General features: G+C 72.6%; 31 protein-coding genes. All 31 read left to right on the top strand.

Annotation, left to right across the window (positions count from 1 at the left end):
* The first annotated feature begins 54 nt into the window (after positions 1 to 54).
* The 31 genes from ACFWXO_RS31005 to ACFWXO_RS30855 all read left to right on the top strand — a co-directional run bounded on the left by ACFWXO_RS31005 (position 55) and on the right by ACFWXO_RS30855 (position 24,954).
* Entirely contained in the window at positions 55 to 381 is a 327-nt protein-coding gene (locus tag ACFWXO_RS31005; RefSeq protein ID WP_380527793.1) for a hypothetical protein, read from the top strand.
* A 52-nt stretch (positions 382 to 433) separates the two neighbouring features.
* A complete protein-coding gene (locus ACFWXO_RS31000) occupies positions 434 to 964 on the top strand; it encodes a T-complex 10 C-terminal domain-containing protein (protein ID WP_380527791.1) in 531 nt (176 codons plus the stop codon).
* A gap of 66 nt (positions 965 to 1,030) precedes the next feature.
* The gene (locus tag ACFWXO_RS30995; protein ID WP_380527789.1) at positions 1,031 to 1,279 is read left to right on the top strand and encodes a hypothetical protein; all 249 of its coding nucleotides are present in this window, start codon (positions 1,031 to 1,033) and stop codon (positions 1,277 to 1,279) included.
* 161 nt (positions 1,280 to 1,440) lie between these two features.
* Positions 1,441 to 2,640: a hypothetical protein gene (locus ACFWXO_RS30990; protein WP_380527787.1), complete on the top strand. Its 1,200-nt coding sequence runs from the start codon at positions 1,441 to 1,443 to the stop codon at positions 2,638 to 2,640.
* A gap of 155 nt (positions 2,641 to 2,795) precedes the next feature.
* Positions 2,796 to 3,230, top strand: a complete 435-nt coding sequence (locus ACFWXO_RS30985; protein ID WP_380527786.1) for a hypothetical protein — start codon at positions 2,796 to 2,798, stop codon at positions 3,228 to 3,230.
* A 71-nt stretch (positions 3,231 to 3,301) separates the two neighbouring features.
* Positions 3,302 to 3,979, top strand: a complete 678-nt coding sequence (locus ACFWXO_RS30980; protein ID WP_380527784.1) for a hypothetical protein — start codon at positions 3,302 to 3,304, stop codon at positions 3,977 to 3,979.
* An 84-nt stretch (positions 3,980 to 4,063) separates the two neighbouring features.
* The gene (locus ACFWXO_RS30975) at positions 4,064 to 4,435 is read left to right on the top strand and encodes a hypothetical protein (RefSeq protein ID WP_380527780.1); all 372 of its coding nucleotides are present in this window, start codon (positions 4,064 to 4,066) and stop codon (positions 4,433 to 4,435) included.
* 193 nt (positions 4,436 to 4,628) lie between these two features.
* The gene (locus ACFWXO_RS30970; RefSeq protein WP_380527777.1) at positions 4,629 to 5,180 is read left to right on the top strand and encodes a hypothetical protein; all 552 of its coding nucleotides are present in this window, start codon (positions 4,629 to 4,631) and stop codon (positions 5,178 to 5,180) included.
* Positions 5,181 to 5,403: 223 nt separating this feature from the next.
* Complete coding sequence (locus ACFWXO_RS30965) at positions 5,404 to 6,354, top strand: hypothetical protein (RefSeq protein ID WP_380527775.1); 951 nt, start codon at positions 5,404 to 5,406, stop codon at positions 6,352 to 6,354.
* A gap of 131 nt (positions 6,355 to 6,485) precedes the next feature.
* Positions 6,486 to 7,076 (top strand): hypothetical protein, encoded by a 591-nt coding sequence (locus tag ACFWXO_RS30960; protein WP_380527772.1) that lies wholly within the window; start codon positions 6,486 to 6,488, stop codon positions 7,074 to 7,076.
* Between the two features lie 91 nt (positions 7,077 to 7,167).
* The gene (locus ACFWXO_RS30955; RefSeq protein WP_380527770.1) at positions 7,168 to 7,539 is read left to right on the top strand and encodes a hypothetical protein; all 372 of its coding nucleotides are present in this window, start codon (positions 7,168 to 7,170) and stop codon (positions 7,537 to 7,539) included.
* Between the two features lie 109 nt (positions 7,540 to 7,648).
* On the top strand, positions 7,649 to 8,281 hold the full coding sequence (locus ACFWXO_RS30950; protein WP_380527768.1) for a hypothetical protein: 633 nt from the start codon (positions 7,649 to 7,651) through the stop codon (positions 8,279 to 8,281).
* A 283-nt stretch (positions 8,282 to 8,564) separates the two neighbouring features.
* Entirely contained in the window at positions 8,565 to 9,113 is a 549-nt protein-coding gene (locus tag ACFWXO_RS30945; protein ID WP_380527819.1) for an RNA 2'-phosphotransferase, read from the top strand.
* A gap of 135 nt (positions 9,114 to 9,248) precedes the next feature.
* Positions 9,249 to 9,806 carry a hypothetical protein gene (locus tag ACFWXO_RS30940; RefSeq protein WP_380527766.1) on the top strand — a complete coding sequence of 186 codons (558 nt, stop codon included), beginning with the start codon at positions 9,249 to 9,251 and terminating at the stop codon, positions 9,804 to 9,806.
* Positions 9,807 to 9,925: 119 nt separating this feature from the next.
* Positions 9,926 to 12,211 (top strand): hypothetical protein, encoded by a 2,286-nt coding sequence (locus tag ACFWXO_RS30935; protein ID WP_380527764.1) that lies wholly within the window; start codon positions 9,926 to 9,928, stop codon positions 12,209 to 12,211.
* Positions 12,212 to 12,452: 241 nt separating this feature from the next.
* Positions 12,453 to 12,968 (top strand): hypothetical protein, encoded by a 516-nt coding sequence (locus ACFWXO_RS30930; protein ID WP_380527762.1) that lies wholly within the window; start codon positions 12,453 to 12,455, stop codon positions 12,966 to 12,968.
* A gap of 119 nt (positions 12,969 to 13,087) precedes the next feature.
* Positions 13,088 to 13,513: a hypothetical protein gene (locus ACFWXO_RS30925; protein ID WP_380527759.1), complete on the top strand. Its 426-nt coding sequence runs from the start codon at positions 13,088 to 13,090 to the stop codon at positions 13,511 to 13,513.
* Between the two features lie 138 nt (positions 13,514 to 13,651).
* On the top strand, positions 13,652 to 15,097 hold the full coding sequence (locus ACFWXO_RS30920; RefSeq protein WP_380527757.1) for a DUF3560 domain-containing protein: 1,446 nt from the start codon (positions 13,652 to 13,654) through the stop codon (positions 15,095 to 15,097).
* A 485-nt stretch (positions 15,098 to 15,582) separates the two neighbouring features.
* Complete coding sequence (locus tag ACFWXO_RS30915) at positions 15,583 to 17,394, top strand: ParB/RepB/Spo0J family partition protein (protein ID WP_380527755.1); 1,812 nt, start codon at positions 15,583 to 15,585, stop codon at positions 17,392 to 17,394.
* A 442-nt stretch (positions 17,395 to 17,836) separates the two neighbouring features.
* Positions 17,837 to 18,376: a hypothetical protein gene (locus tag ACFWXO_RS30910; RefSeq protein ID WP_380527754.1), complete on the top strand. Its 540-nt coding sequence runs from the start codon at positions 17,837 to 17,839 to the stop codon at positions 18,374 to 18,376.
* Positions 18,373 to 18,522 carry a hypothetical protein gene (locus tag ACFWXO_RS30905; RefSeq protein WP_380527753.1) on the top strand — a complete coding sequence of 50 codons (150 nt, stop codon included), beginning with the start codon at positions 18,373 to 18,375 and terminating at the stop codon, positions 18,520 to 18,522. Before ACFWXO_RS30910 ends, ACFWXO_RS30905 begins: the two co-directional genes overlap by 4 nt.
* A 116-nt stretch (positions 18,523 to 18,638) precedes the next feature.
* On the top strand, positions 18,639 to 19,433 hold the full coding sequence (locus ACFWXO_RS30900) for a hypothetical protein (protein WP_380527751.1): 795 nt from the start codon (positions 18,639 to 18,641) through the stop codon (positions 19,431 to 19,433).
* A gap of 186 nt (positions 19,434 to 19,619) precedes the next feature.
* Entirely contained in the window at positions 19,620 to 21,146 is a 1,527-nt protein-coding gene (locus tag ACFWXO_RS30895) for a hypothetical protein (protein WP_380527749.1), read from the top strand.
* Positions 21,147 to 21,205: 59 nt separating this feature from the next.
* Complete coding sequence (locus ACFWXO_RS30890; RefSeq protein ID WP_380527747.1) at positions 21,206 to 21,496, top strand: hypothetical protein; 291 nt, start codon at positions 21,206 to 21,208, stop codon at positions 21,494 to 21,496.
* A 76-nt stretch (positions 21,497 to 21,572) separates the two neighbouring features.
* Entirely contained in the window at positions 21,573 to 22,184 is a 612-nt protein-coding gene (locus ACFWXO_RS30885) for a hypothetical protein (protein ID WP_380527744.1), read from the top strand.
* A 114-nt stretch (positions 22,185 to 22,298) separates the two neighbouring features.
* On the top strand, positions 22,299 to 22,754 hold the full coding sequence (locus ACFWXO_RS30880) for a hypothetical protein (RefSeq protein WP_380527742.1): 456 nt from the start codon (positions 22,299 to 22,301) through the stop codon (positions 22,752 to 22,754).
* Positions 22,751 to 23,080 (top strand): hypothetical protein, encoded by a 330-nt coding sequence (locus tag ACFWXO_RS30875; protein WP_380527740.1) that lies wholly within the window; start codon positions 22,751 to 22,753, stop codon positions 23,078 to 23,080. Before ACFWXO_RS30880 ends, ACFWXO_RS30875 begins: the two co-directional genes overlap by 4 nt.
* 23 nt (positions 23,081 to 23,103) lie before the next feature.
* A complete protein-coding gene (locus ACFWXO_RS30870) occupies positions 23,104 to 23,502 on the top strand; it encodes a hypothetical protein (RefSeq protein ID WP_380527739.1) in 399 nt (132 codons plus the stop codon).
* 64 nt (positions 23,503 to 23,566) lie between these two features.
* A complete protein-coding gene (locus ACFWXO_RS30865) occupies positions 23,567 to 24,205 on the top strand; it encodes a hypothetical protein (protein WP_380527737.1) in 639 nt (212 codons plus the stop codon).
* A 78-nt stretch (positions 24,206 to 24,283) separates the two neighbouring features.
* Positions 24,284 to 24,700, top strand: coding sequence for a hypothetical protein (locus tag ACFWXO_RS30860; RefSeq protein ID WP_380527735.1), 417 nt, complete (start codon positions 24,284 to 24,286; stop codon positions 24,698 to 24,700).
* A gap of 71 nt (positions 24,701 to 24,771) precedes the next feature.
* A complete protein-coding gene (locus tag ACFWXO_RS30855) occupies positions 24,772 to 24,954 on the top strand; it encodes a hypothetical protein (protein WP_380527733.1) in 183 nt (60 codons plus the stop codon).
* Positions 24,955 to 25,072: the final 118 nt, after the last annotated feature.

Below are 25,072 nucleotides of genomic sequence, written 5' to 3'. Positions count from 1 at the left end.
CATCCGGACGCCCCACAGCCGCGCCGAAACCCGCCGACCAGTGAGGAGACTGAGATGAACACCGACCTTGGCCCGCAGGCCCCGTCCACCCTCGGAATCGGAGACCGCTATCGCATCCGGAGGCCGGGCGGCCCCTGGCGCGAGGTGACCGTTTGCAGCGTGGGCAACAACGTCGACGGGTCCTTCACCGTCTACCACCAGCGCGCCGACGACATCCGATGCGCGCGCTACACCTACGGCGCGGCCGCCGTCCGCGTCACGTACCGCGCTCCGCGCTGCCCGCACGCAATCGGCTGGGAGGACTGCTGGCGCTGCGCCGATGCCGAGTGGCCCGACGAGATCCTCACCGCGTGCTTCGGCCAGGCCCCCGCCGTCGCGTGACCACCCTGCGCGGCGCCACGGGCGCCGCGCCCTAGTTTTCTTAGGACAAGACATGAGCATCCTTCAGGCCGAGGCCGGCCTGTTTGCGTTCGCGCTCGACCAGGGCCACCAGGGAGTAACCCGCCGCTCAAGCGTCGAGGCCCGCGCGGGTCACCCATCGAACACCGCCGAGCGGCACGCCGACGGGTCGGTCACCGTGACGTTCCCCAACGGCAGCCGGGAGCACTACACCCCGATCGGCCGAGCCCAGGCCCGGGAGATCATGGCCGCCAACGAAGCCCGCACGCGGGCCGCCGAGGACCTGGGCGCCGAACTGCGGGTGGCAGTGAGCCACACCGGACTGCCGTTGGCCCGACGGTGGAGCGCGCAGGGTTCCGGCGTTGACGTCCACGTCGGCGGCATCTTCGTCAGCCTGTCCTGGTGGCAGGCCACCGAAGTACTGCGCGCCCAGGCCGAGCGCTCCGGAGTGCATCCCTGGCACCACGTGCGCGACCGGGTCGCCCGCGCCGCTCACACCGTCGCCCGAAAGCGGGGCCTAACCGTGCGTGGCGAGGGAACGTCGTTGACGATCGCCCTGCCGTGACCCTCGATCACCGTGTTCCCGCCGCCCGGCGGGTACACCTCGACCCCTACCGAGTAGGAGCCTTCCATGCCCCGTCCCGCGTCACGCGTCCGCAAGAACCTCCCCCAGGCCGACCCGGCGCCCGCCGGCCGCACCTCCCGGGTGCGGATCAACCTGCGCTCCGCCGCGCGGCCGGATGCCCCGGCGGCGATGCTCGCCACGGTCGGCGCCGAGCTTCGCCGCCTGGCCGACCAGGCGGAGGCCGGCAGCCTGCCGAGGCCCGCCATTCTGCGCGCGCTCGCCGACGACATGGAGGGCGCGAGGAGGCAGGACTGACCGCAACGACGCCGAGCACCGATCCGGGAAGCCCCACACTCCAAATCGGCATCACAATGTGGTATCCTTCTTTTGTCGGCAGGGGTTGGCACCCCGCCCGACCACTCGATCCGAGCATCCCCTGAGACCCCATTGGGGCGCAGCACCAGAGGAGTTGACCCATGTCGGCTACCAGCTTCACCGCGACGGCGACCACAGAGGCAACCGGGGAGGTCTTCACCACCACGGTTGATCTGGTCCCCGCGACGGCCGTCGCGATCACCGATGCCCCGGCCCGCCCGGTGGGCCGGGAGGCCGCCGGTCCGGCGCGCTGCATGGCCGTCACGGTGGCGGGTCGCACGACCGAGTTCGTGAGCCTGGCGGGCGGGAAGGTGGCCCGCCTGTGTACGGTCTGCCGCGACGCGAGCGGGTTCCGACCGGAGTTCGCGGGGGTCCTGGGTGGCCAGTGCTTCCCCTGCCGCGGGGCCGGTCGTATCGGCCGCGCGCTGGGCCTGGACGAAGCGGCGAAGAAGGTGCTCCAGGGCGAGAACGCGCGGCGCCGGGCACAAGCGCGCGCCCTGGTGAAGCGCCAGGCCGCCCAGGCCCAGGCGGACGCGGTACGGGCCGGATGGCTGGCCGACCGGCCCGACCTCGCATCATGGCTGGAGGGCAGCGACGAGGGGTCGCTGGCCGCCGAGTTCGCCGCCATCGTGGCCGTGCGCGGCGAGCTGACCGCACGCCAGGAAGAAGAGGCGCGGGCGGCGATGGCCGCCGACGCCGCCCGCGCGGCCAAGGCCGCCGCCTCCCGGCACGTGGGCGCCGAGGGAGCGAGCGTTCAGGTGACCGGGGTCGTCACGGTCGCCAAGCGGGTGGAGAGCGCATGGGGGTCGACGCTGCTGGTGATCGTCGAGGGCGACGGGGCAGACAGGGGTGTGACGGTGAAGGGCTTCACCGCGGCGAAGTCGGCCAGGGAGCACGCGAAGCAAGGTGCCCGGGTGAGGATCAGCGGGACAGTGAAGAGCCACGGGGAGTACGAGGGCGCAGCCCAGACCGAGCTGACGCGGATCCAGGTTGAGCCCGCCGGCGATCCGGCCGAGTCCCGCCCCCAGGTCGCTACTGGCGCAGGCAGCGAAGGCCCCACCCAGGCCGCCGGAGTCCCGGCGGCGACCCGCAGGCGGAGCGCATCCCGTCGGCCCACCACCGTGCTGCGCCAGGCCGCCGAGGAGGGGGCGCGGATTGTGGAGGCGGTGACCGGGCACATCGTCGTCTACCGGCCGCGGTACCGCACCGACGCGCGCCCATGGGCGTCCCTGATGCCCGACGGGTCGGTGTGGCTGCGCTACAGCGGCGGGGAGTGCCACGCAGAGCCGGCCGCGGCATAGCGCGGCCCGGCGGGGTGGTGGGCGAGCCAACCCACCACGCGAGCCTGAAATGTGGTATGCTTCTATCTGTCGGGAGGGGTTGGCGCCCCTCCCCGGCCACTCGATCCCGGCCCGCCCGGTACCAAGCCGGACGGACACCCACCCAGGAGGCCCCCGTGTCCATGTCCCTGTTCGCCCCGATCCCGCCCACCGACGGATGGCTCCGCGAGGGTGCCCGCCGCGCCCTCACCGAGGCGGAGCGCGGATTCTGGACCGCCCTTGAGCGGGCCGCCGTCGCCCGCGCCCAGTGGTCCACTGCCCGTACCGTCGCCGCGATGGACCGGCCCAAGGGGCTGTCGTTCATCGACGTCGACCGGGACCTGTCCGACGCCGAGCGCCGCCGCATCGAGCACCGGCTCAGCCGCTTCCGGCAGGCGTTGCGGCTCGCCGCCGAAGCGTGGTTCGCCTTCTACACCGAGGCCTATCCCGAACTGCCGAAGGGATCGGTCGACCTGACGGACTACCACGACCGCCTGTTGACCGACCGGTCGACCGAGATCACGCAGACCGTCACGGCCCGAATCTCCCGCGCCCGCCGCACCGCCCGCTGACCCGAACCGGCAAGCAATCGTGCGGCGCGGCACCCGCCGCGCCGCACCCCATCCGACAGGAGCAAGCCCTCATGAACCTTGCCGGCCGCATCGACCGCGCCCGCCGTGGCGAACTCTCCAGCCGCCCCACCCTCGCCTCCATCACCATCGGATACCCCCTCACCGGGGAAGGCGCGACACTGCGCCTGTTCACCGCCGGTGGCGCTGTCTGCTCCTCCTACGTCGCCCGCCTCACCGAGCGTGGCCCGGCCGGTCGGCCGAACGACCCGGCCGGGACATTCCTCGGCGAGCTCTCCGAAGGCGCGATGACACCGGGCCTGCTGTCCGCCGCCGGATGGCACCTCTACCGGTACGGCTTCAACTACGCCCCCGGCGCGCAGTGGACCGAGGCCGTCATGTCCAACGCCGAGAAGGCGACGCGCGCCGAGTGGTCGACGTCCATGCGCACCCCGGCCCCGTACGTGTCCAAGGTCGCGATCGTCCCCACCCCGGCCTACCTCTCGTACGTCGATCGGATGTACGGGCCCGTTCCCGACCTGACCGGGCAACTTCCCGACGGCGTGACCGCCGCCCCGACGTCCCGGGGATGGTGGGACGTCACCACCCCCACCGGGTCCTACGTCCTCACGTGGTCGCCCGGGATGGCCGGCGACAGGTGGCGGATGTGGAAGGGGGCCCGCCGATCCGAGCTTGCCGCTACCGGCGACAGCCCCGCCGAACTGTTCGCCCGCCTGGACTCCCGCCCGTAGACCGGCCGGGGCGGGGGAGCAGCGGTGCCGCCGCTCCCCCCCCCCGCCGGACACCCAACCCCGACCCGATCAGGAGAACCCCCCGTGATCAACGCCCAGGACACCGCCCGTCACCCTGCCGCCCGTTCCGCCGCCCGCGCGTCCGCGTACGCCAGGCAGGCGCACCGGGCCGCCGAGGAGGCGCGCAACGCCTCCCGTGCCGCCCATCAGGCCCACCCGGACGGCATCCACGCCAAGATGTCCTCCGCCGCGGCCGACGGGGCCGAGCACGCTGCCGAACAAGCCCAGTCGTGCGCCGACCGGGCCAAGTCCGCCGCCGCCCACCGCGCCGCACCGCCGCTCGTCCTCACCGCGCTCGTCATCAACCACGCCGCCGACACCGCCAAATGGGCCGCGGACGCCGAGCGGCACGCGCACACTGCGCACGTCCACGCCTTCGCCGCCGCCAGCACGTAGCGGCCCCGCCGGAGTGCGGTACCGACCGCGCCCCGGCCGTCGACTCGATCCGACCACCCGCGAAAGGGGACCCATCGTGAGCTCCACAACGTTCAGTCCGGACGCCGGCCTTGAGGATCTGCGAGAGCAGCGAAGGGCGGCGGAGGCAAAGAGAACCCGTATCCGAGAAGAGGAGTCGAGGCTCACGCGCCATATGCGTGATCTCGATGAGCGCATCGCCCAGGCCGACCTGAGGACCGCACTGGCCACCGAGGGGCCAGCCGGATTGATCCGGCGCTGGTCGGAGCTCGCCGGCGGCACCGAGGGCCTGGACAGCGCCGTGCGCGGGTGGCTTGCGGAAGTTCACCCCGGCCTGACATGGAGGAACACCGGGCGAAACCGACAGCGACCGGTATTCCCGGTCTACCTGTGGGCGGGCCTGGACGAGGCCGGCGGCGCAGCGGTCGCGCTGGACGGCCTTGCCGGTGCCCTGCGGCCCGCCCAGGAGGATGGCGCCTTCCCGGGCCTCGAAGTCCGGGTGATGAAGCCCAGGCACGACCCCCCTCTCCTCATGTCCCCCTTCGCCGAGGATCCCGCAGCGACCCTGACCATCACCCCGGACGGCTGGGCCGGCGAATCCGGCGGCCGCACCACGAGCGTCGGCGGAAGCTGCCTTCCCCTCCTGACGCAGGCCATCCGGTCGGGGGTCGATGCCCGGGCTGCCGAGGCGACCGGGCGAAGCATCCGATCGTCGGGGCGACGGTAGCCGTGCATCGCACGGGCACGCGGCCGGGTCAGCGGGGGTGCCGCCAGCGGCGCCGAGCCGTGAGACCCGGCCCGTGCGGCCCGCGGTCCACACCACACGCAGTCGGGCATCAATTGTGGTATGCTTCTTTCTGTCGGAAGGGGTTGGCGCCCCACCGACCACTCGATCCCGCCCCTGCCCGCCCGGCGCCGAGCCGGGCGGCCCTCTCACCGAGGAGTCCCACGTGCACGCCGCGACCTACAGCCCTGACGACAGCCTTCGCGAGGCCCTGATCGGTGCGCTCAACGCACGGGGCATCGACCACGACACCGACGGCCACGGCGCACTCGATTGGGTGTACATCGACCTTCCCGACCGCAGCCAGATCTGGATCACAGACGTGAACTCCGAGCTGGACGGGACGCTGACCGAGTACTCGGGGCTCACTGCGGTGCATCGCAGCGGCGAGGAGTGGCAGCGCAACATCGTCGTGTACGAATCCCCCTCGATCGGCGACGTCCGGGACATGGCCGCGTGGAATCGCGAGCTCGCCGAACTGCTGGCCGCCGTCGAGAGCAGCATCCGGACCGTCACCGAGGTCTGGCGGGCCGCCGACCGCGTGGCCGCCACCCTGGGCCCCGGCTGGCAGGTCGACCGCGAGCACAGCGCGAACCCGCCGGGCCGGATCATCCGGCACCCCGACGGCCGCGCACTGCGAGTCTTCCCCCACGAGCACCGGGGACGGCGGCGCATCTCGGCCGTCGGCCACTACCCGGCCACGCGCCGCCCGATGGGACCCGACGACGACCCGATGGTGACCGTCGCAGCATGCCGCACCGCGAGCACCCTGTCATGGGAGGTCAAGCGCAGTCTGCTGCCGCGCTACCACCGCGTCCTGGCCACGATCACCACGTTCAACGCCCGGGACGAGCACGAGCAGGAGCAGCGGCGCCAGCTGGCCGAGCGGCTCAGCAAGCGACTTCCCGGGGTCACACCCACCCCGAACCCGGCCCGGCCGCTGGATGCCGCGCGCCACCTGCACGGCGACGCGACCGGAACCGGTGTGTGGTGCGAGGTCCACATGGCCGACGACGCCAGCACCGTCAGCCTCACGCTGCGGGACGTCCCGGCGGAGTGGGCCGTCGGCCTGCTCTGCACGCTCGGCCACTTCCCCGCCGTGAGCAGCGTGCGCTGACCGAAGCGGCAACCCGCCGGATCGAGCGCCCTGCGCCAGAAGCCGCGGGCGTCCCGCCCTGCCCGACGCGGCGCGGCCGGGACGCCCCGGCCGCCGTCGACCACCCGAACCTGACCCGAGGAGGAGACCTGATGACCCCGACTTCCCGCCCGCGCACCCCTTGGCCGGTTGCGGCCCTGATCAACCACGCGAGGCGGTACGGCTGGCATGGCGAGGTCGGATGGGAGCCCGCCGGCCTCACCAACCTGGGCCCCCAGTTCATCGTCGAGCTGACCGGCGAACCGGTGCGCGGTTCCGGGCGGCTGCGCCTTGTGTGGACGGACCGCGGGCAGGGCTACCACTACCAGCCGTGGTTCGCCACGGGTACCGTGCCCGGCGGCCGGGGGGTGTGCGCGCCGCTGGAACGGCGCGAGGCCGAAGCGACCATCCGCAACAACCCCGTCCATCCGTGCGCAGCGGCAACGGTGGACGAGCCGCGCGACTGGCGGGCCGCCGACGTCGCGCCGCCGATGGTGGACGAGCTCACCGAGGCCATGCTGGCGCCGGTACGCCGGGCCGCCGCGCTCTCCCGGCTTCCCCAGACGGTCTGGGCGTCACGGTTCGTCGGCCGGCACTTCGTGGGCGAGGACTGTCTCCTCACGTCGGCCGCGCCGGGCCGGCAGCGCCCGAGTGACGCGCACCCCGACGGCGAGCCGATGCTCACCGTGCTCCCACCCCTTTGACCGGCCGCCCCGGCGCGGCAGAGTGCCCGCCGGCTCACCCCACAACGGCCCGGCCCAGGCAGAGCCCGACCCGACATGAAGGACGACGTCCATGACTCGCAGTACCGCAGGACACCACGAAACCCCGCAGCCCGATGCCCTGTTCGACATCGCTGCCCTGCCCCCGGCGGGGCCGATGGTCGCGGGGTGCTGCTCGTGCGGCGCCGGCATCGAGCGCCCGCTGAACGGCCCGCGCCCTGCCTGTACTCACCCCGAACGGGTCGCCGCCGAGCGCGCCGCCCGCGAGTTCGCCCGCCCCCGGCACACCGAGCGCATGGCGGCCAACTTCGCCCGATGGTTCGTCGGCAGCGGCCACCGCGAGACGTCCGAACACGAGTCGGCGTACAAGAAGTGGCGCAGCATCATGGGGTGGCGGATCGAGTTCTACGAGGCCCAGGACCGCCAGGAGCCGCACGGCGGGTAGAACCCCATGCCCGCGAGGGGCATTGAGATGTGGTATGCTTCTTTATGTCGGAAGGGGTTGGCGCCCCTTCCGGCCACTCGATCCGACCATCCGCAAGAGGAGACTCCCCATGGCCGCCACGAAGACCCGCCCGTCCAAGGCCGATTACCTGCAGGCCCTGATCGACCACCCCCGCACCTCCGCCGAAGAGCGAGACGCGGCCAGGCGGGCACTGGCCCGTGTGCGGGCAGCCCAGGAGGCGAAGGGCAATGGGAGCGACGGGCGGCACGGCGGCGAGCGGGCCGGGTGGGTCGGCATTCCGATCCACTACGGGGAGAAGTACAACAGCCGGCTGAGCACGACCGAGATCGCGGCACTGATCCGCAACGACGTGAAGATGCAGCAGAAGCTGGCCGTGCGCAGCGCCGAGGACGGACCCGGCACGGTCAAGGTGCCCAACGCGATCGGCGACGCACCGGCGGGGGTGAAGTTCTCGATCCGCAGGGAGTACTTCTCCGGCGGGAGCGCGATCCGGATGACGATCAAGAACGCCGCCCCCGAGTGGGCTTGGACGACCGGGATTGTGCACGGCTTCGAGCGGCAGGTGCCGACGGAGCAGCTCAAGGCCCTGGCCGACGAGCTCAAGGCGCTCGGCAACGCCTACAACTTCGACGGCAGCGACATCACGACGGACTACTTCCATGTGAACTACTACCTCACGCTCGACATCGAGACGACGGACGGGCGGCACCGGTCGCTGTAGCCGTCACAGCGGGCGACGGGGGCAGGGGAATCCTCCTCGCCCGTCGCGACCGCACCCGACCCGCGCCCGGGCTGTGCCCCTCGGCACAGCCCGGGCGGCCCCGGACAACCGGGGCCGAGCCCTCCGCCCGCCGGCGACACCCAGCCCGAGAGAACCCAGGAGCCCAACCATGTCGACGACCTCTCAGTCCCAAGAGGCCAAGCCTGCCCGCGGCGCCGCGCGCGGCACGACGGGGGCGGGCCCGGCTCTCACCCCGCCCCCGCGCCAGGCGGAGGCGGCCCCGCTGCCCAACAGCCGGATCGTCCAGGCGTCGACGCTGCTCAGCCGGATCCTGCGCCACGACCCGGGATGCGCCGGGCTCACCCTGGATGTGGCCGGCTGGGTGACCGTCGACGAGCTGCTGGCCGCGCTCGGTGCGCAGGGCCGCCCGCTCAGCCGGGCCGAGCTCGACCAGGTGGTTGCCGAAAACGACAAGCGCCGCTTCGCCTACTCCGAGGACGGACGATCGATCCGGGCAAGCCAGGGGCACACCATCGCGGTGGACCTGGGCCTGCCCGCCGCCGAACCGCCGGCCGCGCTGTTCCACGGCACCGCCGAGCACACCCTGCAGCCGATCCTGTCCGAGGGTCTGCGCCCGATGGCACGTCAGGACGTTCACCTCTCCGCCGACATCGACACGGCGATCCGGGTCGGGTCGCGGCACGGTCGGCCCGTGGTGCTGCAGGTGGACGCGGCCGCCCTCTCCGCCGCGGGGCACGAATTCCGGCTGTCCGCCAACGATGTCTGGCTCAGCGGTCCGGTACCGCCCCGGCACCTGCATCGCATCCGTTGAGGCTCCGGCGTACCCGCGTGGGCGCACAGACCCACCAATCGGGATCTCGTTGTGGTATGCTTCTTTCTGTCGGTGAGGGTTGGCGCCCTCCCGTCCCGCTCGATCCAGTTTCCACACCCACCAAGGGGATTCTCCGTGACCACGACCTCGCGCGCCCTTGCCTCCGCGATGGGCGAGCACCTGCTCGCCGCCCTCACCGCCCAGAACCACCGTGTCGACGGCCACGCCGCGACCGTAAAGGCGATCGTCCGCCGCGAGCTCGCCGAGCGAGTCACCAGGCAGACGGCCAGCGGGCCTGTGACCACCGTGCACCTGAACCCCGCCGGTCGGCGCGCGGCCGCCGAGATGGCCCGCGACCTGCCCGACGCGGCGCGCGAACCGCTGTGGCAGGCAGCCCTGGGCGAGGCGCGCCGACTGCTGCGGCTCGGCGACGACGAGCGGGTGCAGTCCGCCCGCTGGGTGCTCAGCACCCGCGCGGACGACCAGAAGCCCGCCGTATACGGCCCCTTCGGGGTCAGCCGGAGCCTGCGGCGCGCGGCCGAGGCGATCCTGGCCGGGGCCGCCTTCCGCCGCCTGGACGAGGAAGGACTACGGGTCGAGGCGACCCACCTGTCCGGCGTCATCGACGCGTTCGTCGTCATCGACGACGCGTCGGTCACGGCCGCACAGCTCGCCGAGAACGGCGTCAGCTGACCGTCCTGCCCAGAAACCGCCCGCCCGCCCGCGCGCCGGGCGAGCACCGCTTGCCCGTCCCGGGCCGGTCGGCACCGGCCCGGGACGCCACTCGATCCCCATACTCCGAGGACAGAGGCATGAACACTCCCATCACGGACACCTGCACAGCCCTTCCGTCCGCTCTCGCCGCCGGTTCGCTGGCCGCGACCGGCCCGGACGGCATGGCACCCGTCATGACCCGGCTCGCCGACCAGGCCCGACGCTCCGGCTGGGTCGTGAGCACGTGGTCGGGCCCCGGAAGGCACGGACCGCTCACGGCACTGTTCCTGACCGGCCGCGTCGCGACCATCACCGGCTCGGAGCCCACCGAAGTCCGGTGCGTGTGGGAGACCGACAACACGGGCCGGCCCCGCTGGCGCGGCGCGTGCGTTCACCGCTCCGGAACCGAGGAGACACGCCGTATCGGGTGGCGGCTGCTCTCGTCTGTCCTGCACGGCCTTACCGCGTCCCTGGTCGACCCGGCCCCGGAGGCAGCGGGACGCACCTGCCACGGCAGCGACGCGCAGCACTGGGCGTTTCTGGCCCGGGGTCAGGCGCACCAGGCGCACACCGCCGCGGCTTCCGGCCGGCGGGCGGTGGCGCGCGTCGGACCGGCGGGCGTGCCGGCGGGGCCGCTGCGCACGGCGGCGGAGCGGACGGTTCGCCGGTTGGAGCGGCGGGCGGCCGTGGTCGGTGTGCTCGCCGCGAGGGCCGAGCGCGAGGCCTACCGGGCGGGCGGTGCCCGGCGGGTGTTCGAACTGTCGGGCCGGGCCCGGCTGCTGGCCGCCTCCTGTGTGGACGACGCCCAGGCCCTCGACCTGGGGGCGCTCGACCTCGAGGCCGAGGAGGTGTGCTCGCGCTACGTCGCCCGGGACGAGGCCGCGCTGGCGGCCGATGAGGCGCGGTGGCGGCGGGCCGACCCCGACGGCACGCCGGCCGACTTCGCGAAGGCGGTGCTTCGCACCGTGGCGGGCGCCGAGCGGGACTTCGCCGCCTGGTGGGCGGACCACGGCCGGGCGGGTATGACGTTCCTCCAGGGGTGGGACGTCTGGCACGGCCGTGATGGGCACGCGACGGCGGCCGAGGTCAACGCCTCCCTGCGCCACGACCCCGAGCAGGATCAGGCGCTGTTCACGCTCGGAATCGCGGCTGCGGCCGTCCTCGCCCGGCAGGGCGACCAGGACCAGGTGCGGGAGTCCGTCCGGCTGGCCGAGGCCGCCGCGCAGGGCGCGGCGCTGTTCGCGCCGGGCGCGGCACGAACCGCCGCCCGGGTGCAGCGCCTGACGGTCGAGGTGTGGGCGCTGCTCGGCGGAAGCCAGTGGGGGCTGTCGCTGGACATGTCCAAGAACGTGCCGGTGGTGGAGGCGTGGCTGGACACAGCGGCAGGACCGGAGGCCGCCGCTCTGCGGCACCTGATGCTGGTGCGCCATGGGCTCGACCTTCGCAACCGCGCCCATGACGCGGTGCGCGCGGCCAACGAGGCGGCCGAGCGGCAGCGCGACGAGGCCGCCCGCGCGGTGTTCGAGGCTGCCCTGGACGCTGGGCAGTCGCTGGAGTGCGCCCGGGAAGCTGGTGCCGATGCGCGCGCCCGCCTCGCGGCGGACGCCGAGGGACGGCCCGACGACGGCCGGGGTCGGCTGCTGCGCGGCCTGCCGGTGTGGGTCGAGCCCGGCGACGCCGACCAAGCGCCGCGCAGCGTCGCCCGCATCGCCTGCTACCGCGGGCAGGGCACGTTCCGGGTCCGCCCCCTGGCCGGGGAGGGGTGGACGGACGTGCCCGGGGACCGGCTCACCCCTGCCACCGACGCGCAGACGCAGGCCGACCGGGAACGGCAGCTCACCGAACACCGGGAGCGCCAGGCCGTGGCGGACCGCGAGAAGGCGGCCGCGCAGGCCCGTGCCGAGCAGCAGGCGGCCGAGCAGCGCGCCCAGGAGCAGCGCCTCAGCGCCCGGGCGGAGGCGGTACGCCACTGGCCGGCGCCCGTCGCGGAGTCGGCGGTGTGGCAGCCGGCTTTCCCCGTTCCCGAGACGCTGGACACGCTGTGGCGGTGCGCAGCGCGCAACGGGTGGTTGATGACCCGTCGAACGCGCGGGAGCGGGTTCGGTTCGGCGATCGCGGTGAACATCTGCGGGACGACGGATCGGGGCAGGTGGGTGTTCGACCTGGTGTGGACGGTCGCCTACGGTCGGTACCGGTTCGATCAGCAGGCGTCCGCGGCCGTGTGGGCCGACCGGCGGTCGGGGCCGCGCGGCGGTCAGGTGCGCCCGGGTGTGACGGCCGTCTTGGCGGTCATGGCCGTTGAGACGGTCGAGGGCGCCGCCGCCCCGCTCGGCTTCCTGGCCGGGGTCACGGCGGGCGACGCGGCCGGGCAGTCGGCGCCGTAGAGGGCCCTTGCGCGGCTGTAGGCCGCGCCCGGCCCCGGGGGCCCCGGGGCCGGGTCGCGCTCGGCCTGGATCAGGCCCGCGCGGGCGAGCCGGCCGGTCATGGCCCCAGCAAGGTCCGATGCTGCGTGCGGACGGAGCACAGCCCCGACGCAGCCTTGAAATGTGGTATAGTTCTTTCTGTCGGAAGGGGTTGGCGCCCCTCCCGGCCACTCGATCCCCTCACTCATCCAGGAGTGCACCCGTGCCTACGAACGACTTCTTCGCCGCCGCCCGCTCCTACGCGCTCAGCGGCCCGACCCGCAGCCCGGAGGACGTGACCGTCTTCCAGTGCGAACACGTCGCCACTCCCCCCAAGGGCCAGGCGCCGGTCGCCTACGGGTTCATCAGCAGGCCGGGGTCGACCGACTGGCCCGGGGCGATTCTGACCGCGAACGACTGGGCGCAGGGCTGGGAGGACGTGACGCCCGACTCCCCCACGACGCCGGAGCGGCCCCACTTCCGCCCCCTGGGGGACGAGGAGGACATCGCCATGGCGTTCGCCGACATGCTCGACGCCGCCGAACTGATCTGGCCGCAGACCCTGGTGATGTACCACGGCAACCTCCCCGACTACCGCGCCCTCTACTTCGCCGACGTGTGCCTGTGCCCGTCGTGCGCCAGCGAGAACCGGCAGGCGTACACGCTGCGCAGCCAGGACGGCATTCCGGTCCTCGACCACGTCGGCCGCGAGTCGATCACGCCCGCTCGCATTCTCTGAGCACTCCCCGACCGCGCACACGGCGACCACCCGGCGGCCCGGGGGGCGCCGCCGCTGAGCGCCACCCAGGGGCCGCGCGCCCCCGGCACGCCAAGCACTCATCCCCCGAGGAGACGACCATGCCCAAGAAGACCATCGATCTGTATTTCGACCTCAGTTCGGTGCGGCTCCATGCCGAGCACGCCGCCGCCGCCGACCGCCATGCCGTCTACGACGGCACGCCTCCCACCCCCGCGCTGGCGTGGTGCAAGAGCGCGGGAACGTTCATCAAGTCCAACGGGCGCCCGTTCCCCGACCTGCCGGACGTGTTCGCCCACAACTGGGGCCCCGAGCGTGACCGCCTGCTGTCGAAGACGCCCGTCGGCGGCGACGACTTCGTCCACATGATCCCGCTGCAGGACACCTACCCGCTGTCGGACGGCAGCGCGCCGACCCTCCTGGACTGGATCCGCCGCAGCGACAAGGACGGCGTGAACTGGTTCGTACTGAACGTCGACGACGGCGGGTTCGGCATCGCCATGGACAGCCGCACCCTCACGCCGTAGGCCGGGCGGGGCGGGTCGGCCCCCACAGGGGCCGGCCCACCCCGCATGGGCATTCAGATGTGGTATAGTTCTTTCTGTCGGAAGGGGTTGGCGCCCCTCCCGACCACTCGATCCCAACCCCCTTTGGAGGGCACACCTATGGACGCCGAGACCACCAAGACCGAGCTGACCATCCGCCACACCTGGGACCAGGGAACCGTCCTGGAGGGCTCCAGCAAGGGAGACGGCGCGTACGAGATCGCCCGCAAGGCGGCGAACTTCCGGTGGATGCGCTCGGTCAGCATCATCGCCATCCCGCGCTCGCGCGACTCCCGGGCGAACACCTGGGCCATCAACGCGGCCAAGCGCGCATTGGAGGCCACCGGCCGGTTCACCGTCACCGTCGAGGTCGACAACGCCCAGACGCGCAGCTTCGCCGCGGCCGAGCAGGAGCGCTACGACCGCGCCCAGGAGCGTGCCGACCGGCACGAGGAGCTCGCCGACAACGCCGCCTCCCGCTCGGAGGCCGCCTGGCGCGCCTCCCACGCGATCGCCGACGCCATTCCCGCCGGACAGCCGATCCTTCGCGGCCATCACAGCGAGAAGGGCCACCGCCGCGCCATCGCGCGCATGGATGCCGGCATGCGGCGCAGCATCGACGAGCAGGGGAAGGCCGAATACCACGCCGACCGGGCCCAGGCGGCGGCCAACTTCGAGGAGTTCCGCAAGAACCCGGCCCGCACGCTGCGCCGGATCGAGGGCCTGGAGGCGGACCTGCGCCGCACCGATCGCGATCTGCAGGGCAAGGGCAGCTCCGGCTGGGATCCGGAGAAGTACCCGCACCACCGCGAGGAGCTGGAGGCGCGGCGAGCCGAGATCACCGAGCAGCTGGAGTACTGGCGCGGCGTGGTCAGGGACGCCGAGGCGGCCGGGTTCAAGGTCTGGGGGCCGAAGGACTTCGTCAGGGGCGACTTCCTGAAGTACCGGGGGGAGTGGTTCGAGGTGCTCCAGGTGAACGAGAAGTCCGTCACCGGCCCGCACATCCACAACGACGGCCCGGTCGTCACCAAGGACCGCGCCCGGCTCGACTGGACGTGGCCCTTCCCCTACAACGAGATCGCCGGGCGCATGAGCGCCGAGGAGATGGCCACCCGGCTGGTCAAGGAGTTCGGCGCCCTCCTGGCCAAGACCGAGGAGGAGCTGGCCGCCGTCGACCCGGACCAGCAGCCCAAGGAGCACGCGAAGCTGACGGCGCGCAAGGAGTCGGCCGCCGAGCGGCTGGCCTACTGGCGCGGCGCCCTGGACGAGGCCGAGGGGCTGCGCCGGGGCTGGAGCAAGGACGACTTCACCAAGGGCGACTTCCTGCGGCGACGGGGCCGCTGGTTCGAGGTGCTGCGGGTGAACGCGAAGTCCCTCACTGGCCCGCACGACGACAACGAAGGACCGGTGGTCACCAAGGACGGTGCCACGACGGACAAGACGCGCGCCTACCCATACGGCGAGATCAGCGGGCGCATGACGCCCGAGGAAATGGCCGCGCACCTGGCACAGCGCGATGGGGCCGCCCCCGCCAAGGACACCAGCACCGAATCCAGCGCGGCGTAAGCGCCACCGTCTCGGGGCCCGGCAGCCGTCGGGCCCCGTCCGCCGCCCGGCCGGCCCCAGCAGCCGCCCAAGGCGCCAGCGGCCCGCGAGGGGCAGCCAGGCACCGCGCCGCAGCCGCCCAGGCTGGCACGGACCGGCGGCCCTTCGCCCCCGGCATCCGCGCTCCTTCGCTGCGGGCTCCAATACCGGTGCACGGCCCCTTCGGGTAGACGCACGGGCGCGATCGTGTCGGCCGGCGCGCTCGCGCAGCTCGCAGACCGGGCGCGCGGCTGCGCCCGCCCCAACACAACGCGGCGGCCGGCCGCGCCGGAGTGCCATTCAGGCCCCGGACCCGACACCGCCTCCCCGGCCCCCGCAGCCCGCCTCGAAGAAGAGTGCACGACACCCACGCGCGACACCGAAGTATGGTATAGTTTTTTCTGTCGGAGGGGGTTGGCGCCCCTCCCGGCCACTCGATCCCGATCCTCCGAAAGGACAGCACCACCATGACCGCGACCATGATCGAGGCCACCCCCGAGGCCCAGGACACCATCAACCCGCAGGAGGCCGCCGACCAGGCCACCACCGAGGACGAGGGCCTGGCCCACGACGTCGGCACGCTGGAGTACCACTTCCCCGAGGACCTCGTCCTGGACGAGTACAACCACCGCAAGAAGCACCACACCGAGCCGGACGCGAAGCTCAAGGCATCGGTGCGCGACCTGGGGGTCCAGGACCCGGTGGGCGCCCGGCCGCAGGAGAGCGGCAAGCTCGGAATCTACAAGGGCCAGCGCCGCTGGAAGGCGCAGCTCATCGCGAACCGCGAGGCCGTCAAGCGGGGCCAGCCGCGCCGCCGGATCCCGGTCCTGGTGCGGCGCGACCTGGCCGGGGTGGACGACGACACGCTGGTCCTCAGCATGATCGAGAACACCCACCGCGAGCAGTCGTCCAAGCGGGACGTGACCGACGGCCTCACCCAGCTCGCCCTGATGGACATGTCGGACGCCAAGCGCGCCAAGCAAGCTCGCCGGCTCGGCTACAAGCCCGCCGAAGTCGCCGCCGCCAACCGCGCGGCCCAGCTCTCCGACGAGGTCCTGGAGAGGCTGGGGACCGATGGATGGGACATCGTCGAGCAGGCCGAATACGCCGAGGTCGAAAGCGTCAGCGACGCGCTGTGGGAGCTCAACCGGGCGCGGAGGGACGACCAGCGCGAGGGCAACAAGAAGCGCGGCCACTGGGAGCAGGCGATGGCCAAGCTGCGCGCGCGGGCGGCCGAGGCGGAGAAGCGGGCGCAGATCACGGCCGAGCTTGAGGCGGCGGGCATCCCCCTGGTCCGTCCCCAGTGGCGATGGGAGGGGCCCGTCCGGCCGCTGTCGCACCTGCTCAACGCGGTCGGCAAGAAGATGACCGCGAAGGCGCACGCCGAGATCTGCCCGGACCACGCCGCCTACATCGACAACGACAAGCCCCGGGCGGTGTACGTGTGCCGGAACTGGTCCGGCAACGGCCACAGCCTCACCCCGGAGGAGGCCGCCAAGGCCACGACCGAGACGGCCGAGGACAAGGAGGCCGCCAAGGCCGAGCGCAAGCGGGTCATCCAGGGCAACAAGGACTGGCGGGCCGCCCGCGAGGTGCGAACCGCCTTCCTGGTCCGCCTGATCAACCCCGGCAAGGACGACCCCAAGGAGGTCTCCGACGCCGCCTGGCAGTGGATCATGAAGGCGACCATGGGGGAGACCTACTGGTTCCCGCGCTTCTTCAGCAGCACTGGTCACCTGGAGCTGGTCGCCAAGCTCCTCAAGGTCGAACCGCCCAAGGAGGGTTGGAGCCACCGGGACGAGGAGCCGTTCGCGAGGGTGATCGCCCGGCGCGGGCGGCCCGGCCGGGCGTTCCTTCTCCTGGCCAAGGTCGCCGCCGCGTTCGAGCGCGAGAACATGCACGACGGCGCGTGGCGCAACCCGAGCCGGGAGGTGGCCGCTTGGCTGGAGTTCCTGGCGGGTGAGGGCTACACCCTGGCCGACTGTGAACGGCAGCTGATCGACACGATCAAGGCCGCCGACGAGGCCCGGCAGGAGGCGGCCCGCAAGAGCGACGCGGAGGTTGAGGAGGAGCTGGAGCAGGCGCTGGCCGAGGCGCGGGAGGAGACCGGGCACGCCCCGGCGAACACCGGGGGAGAGGCCAGCGAGCCGCAGGACGAGGAGACCGGGGCCGATGCTGCGGCGGTGTCCGACCACCAGGGCGACAGCGAGGCCACGGAGGCCAGCGAGGTGACGGCGGAGGCCGGGAAGGAGGGGGAGGAGGTCACGCTCGCGGCCTGACCGCACTCGGGCGCGGTCCGCTCACGCGGGCCGCGCCTGCGTGTTCAGCGGAGGTTCAACGAGCGGAGGGCCGCCCGCCCTCCCGAAGGAGGGACGGTCCCCGAGGGGAGTCTGGACTAGGTGCACGGCCCACCGCTCGCACTCGATCCAAGACCTACCGGGAGAGTCCGCAACAGCGGTCCACCTTCGAGCTCCAGGATGTACCCCGGATTCTAGCGGGCCCGTACCCGCAACCGGAACACGGCCTGGCCGGCCACCGGTAGCGTCCATGGCCCGACGCCCGCACCCAGAGGGGAGTTGACGTCGCGGGCGGCGGCCGACTTCATCGCACCCGCCGGAAGCACGGCATGCGGACGCAATATGTGGTATGCTTCTTTCTGTCGGGAGGGGTTGGCGCCCCGCCCGGCCACTCGATTTCACGATCTGGCCCAGGAGGACACCAATGGAGCTCCGTACCGCCATCCTCATCGAGGCGGCCGCCCTTATCGACAAGATCGCCCTGCCGATCCACGAGCCGTTCGCCCTCACGCCGCGCCCCGACGGGGTGGTCGTGCGCTACCGCGACAGCCTGTCCCCGGAGCAGCGCGCGACGGCCAGCGCTGCGCTGATCGAGGCCGTCAAGGCGGCCGGGTGGGGCTACGGCCAGCGGCTCGCACAGGACAACAGGACCGTCGTGGCCACGCGGCTGACCCACCCGTCGCACCTGACCATGGACGGCACCAGGTGGCGGGCGCCGCTGGGGCTGGGGCTGGCCCTGCTCGACTTCGCGGAGCAGTTCAGCAGCCTCGATCTCGCCTACGAGGTCGCGGGATCCATGCAGTGCAGCGAGCTTGCCGCCGTGGCCGATGTGCTGAGCGCCCTGGGTCTCAGCGGCTCGGCGGCCAGTTGGCAGGAGGCGCACGAGAGCACCGAGGGCGAGCACACCGAGGCGTGCCGGGCCCGCCGCGTCGCGGCCGCGCAGTTCGCGGGGAGCGTGCGGTGAACCTCCTCGCGCTGCGCAGCCTCGTCTTCCAGGGCCTGGAGAACCAGGCGGGCCGTCCTGACGGCGAGGTCACCGGCGTGGAGATGTCCAACCCGCCGGGGTCCCACGGCCCGTGCAACTTCCGCCTGGCCTTCACCGAGATCTAGTCGGGGCCCTACCCAGCAAGTTCCGGCGGCCCGGCCCAGCGCCGGGCCGCCATCCGCCCGCGCGCACACGTACGCAGCGGCGCGGGAGACCCCCGACCTCGAGAGAGAGACCCACCGTGAACGAGAACCACCCTGCCGCGCTGCACCGCCTGGCCCACGAGGCCGGCTCCCTCCTGCCCGAACGTCATGGCCGGTGGCGCGCACGCGTCGGACCACGCAACGAGGGCACCTCGGCCGTCCTGCAGGACCGGCGCCGGAGCCTTCGACTGACCGTCACGGCCGACGGTGTCACGCTCAAGTCACTCGCAGGCACAGGCGAGGCTCTAGAGACCGCGGTGCCCCACCGGCACGCCAGCGCCCGTGCGGTCGCAGCCACCATCGCGCGCAGCCACCTGCACCAGCCGCACGAATCCGAAGGCGATCCGGGCGGGAAGGCCGTCGCCGAACTGGTCACGGCCGCCGCCGTCGCCGAGGCTCTCGCCAAGCAAGTGGGCCGGCGCGGCCGCGTGGCGGCCGCCGTGCGGGACCGCTGGCACGTGGTGTCGTGGGAGCGGGGCCTCGTGCGCGGAGAGGTGCGGATCGACGACCCCGGCCGAGTCCAGGTCGAGGCCGATGGAGTGCGCTTCCCGAAGCTGGTCCGGGCGTTCGAAGTCGCCTTCCCCCTGGCCGACGCCGAGCCGTCCGTGCTCGCCCGGCCGGATGCCGCCAGCACCCTGCTGAGGCGGTTCCCGGAGCTGTGGCACGATCCGCGCCCAGACGGCGACCTCCTGCTTCTCGGCCCCGGAACCGGGCCCGTGACGTGCTCGGTCCAGGTCCCCGACAGGGCCAGGCCTACGCGGGCGACCAGGGGCATGCTGACGGTGGAGTGCCCCGTCGATCTTGCTCTGATGATCCTGGAGGTCCTGACGTAGCCGTTGTGGGCACGCACTTCCTGGGGGCTGCCGATTGGCGGCCGCTCCCGGGAAGGCGCGTCCCGTGGGGAAGGAAGGCGGCAAGCATCAAGCCCCACTCGGCATTGAAATGTGATATGCTTCTTTCCGTCGGTCGGGTTGGCGCCCGGTCGGCTCACTCGATCCAGCCAACCCCGGAGTCCCACGATGTCCAGCGCTCTCAGCGTTCTGGTTCTGCCTACGACCCACCTGCGCCCGGCAGCGCCCGACTGGCCGGCACCACCCATGCCGCGGGACCAGGTGCTGCTCAGCCTTGGCCTTGGGGCGGACTCCGCCTACATCCTGTGGCGGCTGATCACCGACCCCATTCGCCACGGCCTTCGCCCGGACCTGTCCAACCTGACCGTGGTGACGGCGATGACGGGTGACGAGTGGTCGGACACGATCGAGTTGGCGAACCGCTTCCTGCTGCCGCTGATGGCCGAGAACGGAGTGCGCTATGTCCAGCTGGCACGGGGCGGACGCCGGGATTCGGATGGGTACCTGGTGCTCTCCGACAGCCGGCACCCGCAGCGCGTCGAGCCGGCGGGACCGTGGAAGCTCTCCGATGAGTTGCGGACCTCCGGCACCCTGCCCCTGTTCAGCGCCGGCAAGCACCTCTGTTCGATCAAGTACAAGGGCTGGGTGATCGACCGGTGGGCCGCAGAGAACATGGCGCCGGGCTACCGGCACATCCTCGGCTACGACGCCGGGGAGCGGGAGGTGAAGCGCGCTGAGAAGGACCGCCGCTTCACCACGAACGGTCGACGCCCGTGGTATCCGCTGATCTCCTGGCAGATGACGCGCCCCGACCTCCTGGCCGAGCTGCTGCGGATCTTCGGCGTCGACTGGCCCAAGTCGTATTGCGTGGAATGTCCCTTTCCGTCGGTCGCCGCGTCTCGTGACGCCCACCTGGAGCGCGCTCGCCGCCTGCCGCGGGAGGCGGCCATGGCGGCCTGCCTGGAGTGGACCGCGCACGCGCTCAACCCGCTGACGACCCTCTACTCCGGCACGTCGCTCGCGCGTCTGCTCGCCGAGGACGGCAACACGGCCGCGCTGGCGGCCGCCGAGGAGCAGCTGGAGTCGGTGAAGTGGTCGGTGTTCAAGGTCCGGCGGCTGCTGACGGCTCGTCGCTCCGCATGGTGCATGGACCGTCATGGGCCGCGGTGCGAGGCGTGCGCCGGCGCGGGGCGCGAGGTGCGGTGTGCGGCCTGCCGGGCGCTGGCGAATCAGCGCTGCTCTCCGGCCGAGCGGACGCCCCGGTGTACCGACGCCACGCGCAAGGGCACGGTGTGGCGGTCGCTGGAGCGCGTAGGCCTGCCGCGGTCACGCGCGGCGGCGTCGGGAATGCTGCACCGGGCCGCGGTCCGGCAGGGGCTGGATGTGGAGGTCGAGGAGCCGGCCGGGGTTGAGCGAGTGTGGCTGCTGCGGCGGGGAAGCGACTACCCGGCGGCGGAGATGTTCTTCGTGGCTGTGCCGGACGTCGTCGAGGAGAAGGCCATGCCGGGCTTCGCGGCCCTATGGGAGGCGCACATGGCGCGTCAGCGCCGAGTGGCCACCATCGCACCAGCATCTCTGCGCACCGACTCGGGAGGCCGGAGGATGCGACGCGGGCCGGGCGGGGCCGCCTGTTGGCTGCGGCACCGGCGGCATCCTGATCGACGGGCGTATTCCCACACCGACAGGCAGGCTTGATATGTGGTATGCTTCTTTCTGTCGCCAGCACTGGGCTGGCCCTTCGCCGGGAGCACCCCATGAAGATTCGTAAGACGGCCGTCCACCCGCCGGCCTGCGGCTGCAACAACTGTCATCGCGATGACGGTTCGCTCCCGCTGGACCAGGCCGACGCCCCGACCGTCGCGCGGATGATCTGCGGCACGATCCGGAATCTGACCGGTCGCGACTTGCAGGTCGTCGTCACCGCGACGCTAGGCCGAGCAAGCGGCGATGTGACCGCCGACCGCATCGAGGTGCGCGACGGCGACCGGACATGGGACGTCACCGATCACCTGGACAGCGCCCTCTCCTTTGATCCGCCGTTCTGACCCCGGGGGCGCCGACCACTCGCGGCGCCCCCACCCCAACCCAACCATCACTCCCGCAGAATCAGGAGCCACCCCCGTGACCACCATCCCGCTTTGCGCCACCCAACGCCCGGCCCGAGGCCTTCGCACTCCCCTGCGCTTCCCGGTCCGTACCCCGGGCGTCCGCACGGTGACCCAGGCGCTGAACTACACCGGCTACGGTCACCTCGCCGCTCGCCCGCTGACGTGGCGCCGGGTTGGCCCGGTCGCGGTGCACTTCCCCGGGGACCGACTGCCCGGTCGCACCGAGCAACTCGAGGTCCAGGCGACGCTCCTGCGCCACGGCTACGCGGGCCGCTGGATCGGGCTGGGGCTGGTCCTCCTGGACCCGCGCGGACGGCCCCGGGCGCAGCGCGCGGTGACCGTGGGCCATGACGGCAGGCACGGCGACGAGGCTGCGGTGGTGGGGGCGGCTGCGGTGCTCATGGACGCCGGCCGGTCGCCTGCGCTGCTGTTCGGGGATGTGGTGCTCGCGGCGGGCTTCCGCGTGATGCCGGGGGACGCCGCCGGCCGGGTGACCGTGGCGCCGGAGGCGTGGGCTGGCGCGGAGGGCGAGCGGGCGTGCGTCAAGGCATTGGCGGCGTCCGGGTGGCGGGTGTGGGGCGAGCGCGAAGGTACCGGCCTGCTGGATGCCGAGCGGGCGGTCTGAGATCAGATCAGGTGCGCCGCCACGCCTCAGCATGGCATGTATTCGTGGTATACTTCTTTCTGTCGGCGGTTGGCGCCGCCGACAGCACTCGATCCCGATCCGCAAGGAGGCCCCGTGGCCAGCACCATCACGCCCCCTGGCGGGCTGCAGCCCGTCATCCTGACCGCCGAGGAGTGCGAGTTCGCCGCCTTCGCCCTCGTCGAGTCCATGTCCCACAGGAAGATGAGGGACTTCTTTGGCCCCACGGAGGGGCTGAGCGCCGTCCTGCTGTTCGCCGAATCGCCACAGTCGCCTCCGATGCGCTTCGAGGTCTCCCGCCTGGTCGGCGAGATCCAGTGGCACGCGGACATCGTGCTTGGCGCGAACGGCTTCCCGCATCTTCGGCGCCCCTTCGGGTCGGGGCGCGGCATGGGGGGCACGCTGGAGGGTCCAGTCCTGGCTCCGCCCGCCGTCCCGTTCGTCGCCGTCCTTCCGCAGCTGGCCGAACTGCTGGACCGTGCGGCGGTGGCCGAGGGGCTGGTGGAGCAGACCGGCACCGGCGTCCCGATGTACTTGCGGAGCGCCCGGTGAGCTTCCACATCGACCCTCGCGACAGGGCTCCGGCCCCGTCGGCACCGTTGGCGACCGCCGAGCTCGGCGACTTCATGGCGAGCGAACACGACAGCACGCTCACGGAGCGGCCCCAGTGGCGCCGTTACCGGATCGTCCACGTGCCGACCGGCGCAGTGATCACGGACTACGCCATGGATCAGGTGCCGCTCGTCGTCGACCACGACTCGCAGGCCTCCGACCAGTACGCCTCCGACCACCCGGGGATGGCGAAAGTGCGCCGCCTGGCCGTCGCCCGGTACGAATCCGCACGTCGGGCGCTCGGTTTGGCAGAACCGGCGCCCTGACATCCCCGGGTCAGCCTCAGCCGGTGGCTGACCTGCGCCCCGGGCCGTCCGCAGCGCGGCGGCCCGGGGCCCACCCCGCGATCAGCAACGACACGCCACACCAGACCGCGGGCCGCGCCCGCTCGTACGCCGATGCCGCCCATCGGGCCGCCAACGATGCGCGCGCCGCCTCCGCCGCCGAGGCGAACGATGCGGACAGCATCCATGCCGAGGTGTCCGCAGCCGCAGGCGCGCGCGCCGAAGACGCCGCCGACCGGGCCACCGGAGTAGCCGATCGGGCCCAGACCGCGGCCGACCAGGGCCACGTCGCCCTTGCCGTCCGGACTGTGACGGTGATCGGCCACACCATCGACGCCGCGCACTGGGCCGGCCAGGGCGAGAAACATGCGGCTACGGCTCACGTTCACGCAGCCGCACTCTGACCAGACCGACCGCGCGGGGGCACACGAGACCCGGAGCCCTCGCGCCCGAACAGGAGGAAGTACCGTGCCTGCATTTCCCGCTGACCGGGTGGAGGACCTGGTTTCGCTGCTCGGCCCGCCGTGGCACATCGCCGCCGACCCCTACGAGGGACATCAGGACTACCGCCGCTTCGTGGCGGACGGCCGGGGCCGGGGGTTCTTCCTGAGCTTCAGCAGCCGGAACCCTGGCGGCGGCCCGGCGCTGCGGATCGTGGCGCGCGGCCGCTACCCCGCGATTCCCGGCTACTTCGAGGACGACGCCCGACCGGCGATCGGGTTCAGTCTCGGCCGGCCCCTGGAGGATCTGGCCAGGGACATGCGCCGGCGCTTCCTGCCGGCCTACGACGCGGCGTTCGGCCGGGCGGTGGATGCGATCCACGCACGGGCGGTCGCCAGTGGCGGGCGCGAGGGCCTGGCCCGGGAGCTGCTGGCCCGGTTCCCGCACCCCGATGGGCACTTCCGTGACGACCCGCGCGAAGGGCTGGCCGTCCATTTCCGCCTGGCCCCCGACGGGGCGGTCAGCGCGAAGGCCGAGACGCGGGGAACGATGGAGCAGGTCCGCCTCACCCTCGACCACCTGACGCTGCGCCAACTGCGCCGGGTGCTCGACGCACTGTCCGTCGACGACGGGCGGGGTACAACCACACCCCGATGTGGCATGTAGATGTGGTATAGTTCTTTTTGTCGAGAGGGGTTGGCGCCCCTCCCGGCCACTCGATCCGCCTCCGAGAGGGAGAGCACCTTGTCCAGTTCCGCCGCCGTCCTTCACCCCGTCGCGATCACTGGCGACGACGAGACCGTCACGACCCTGTACATCGGGATCGTGTCCGTGGAGATCCGCCGGGAGCCCGGATTCTTCGGCGCCGAGCGCCACGGCCTGTACGCGCACGTCGAGGTCGCCACCCGGCCCGACGCCGGCCCCAACGAGCGCTCCACCAAGTTCGTCTCCCGCCTCGTCGGGGAGAGCGACTGGGCCGTGGACGCCGCGTTCTCCGCCAACGGGTTCCCCCAGCACAGCAACGGCTTCGGCGCGCGCTACCTCCGGTACCGCACCCTGCGGCCCGAGGTCGCCGCGCTGGTCGACAGCGCCGCCGTCGAGCGCGGGGTCGCGATGGGCATCAGCGCCGACATCGCTCTGACCCTGCCGCCGCAGGCCTGACTTCCGGCGACCGCAGGAAGCCGCCCGCTCCCGCCCGCAGCGGGAGCGGGCACCACCCGAAGGGACTTCACATGGCGCTCTACAAAGTCATCGCCGAAGTGGCCCGCCTTCACGAGGTGACCGTTGCCGCCGACACCCCGAAGCAGGACGAACGCCTCGCACACACCATGGCAAGCCCCATGGCGCAGCAGGGCGTGACCGAAACCGACTTCCCCGTCGAGGTGTCCGTCAGGCGACCCAGGCTCGCCTCCTAGCCCTTCCCCGCCGACCCGGGGGGCGGGGGGGGGGCCCCCCCCCCCCCCCCCGCCCCCCCGCCGCGCGCCCCCCCCCCCCCCACCCCCCCCCCACACCCCCCCCCCCCCCCCCCCCCCG

This window comes from Kitasatospora sp. NPDC059088, from assembly GCF_042738155.1.
Taxonomy (GTDB): domain Bacteria; phylum Actinomycetota; class Actinomycetes; order Streptomycetales; family Streptomycetaceae; genus Kitasatospora.
This window is presented reverse-complemented; position numbering and strand designations above follow the sequence as displayed.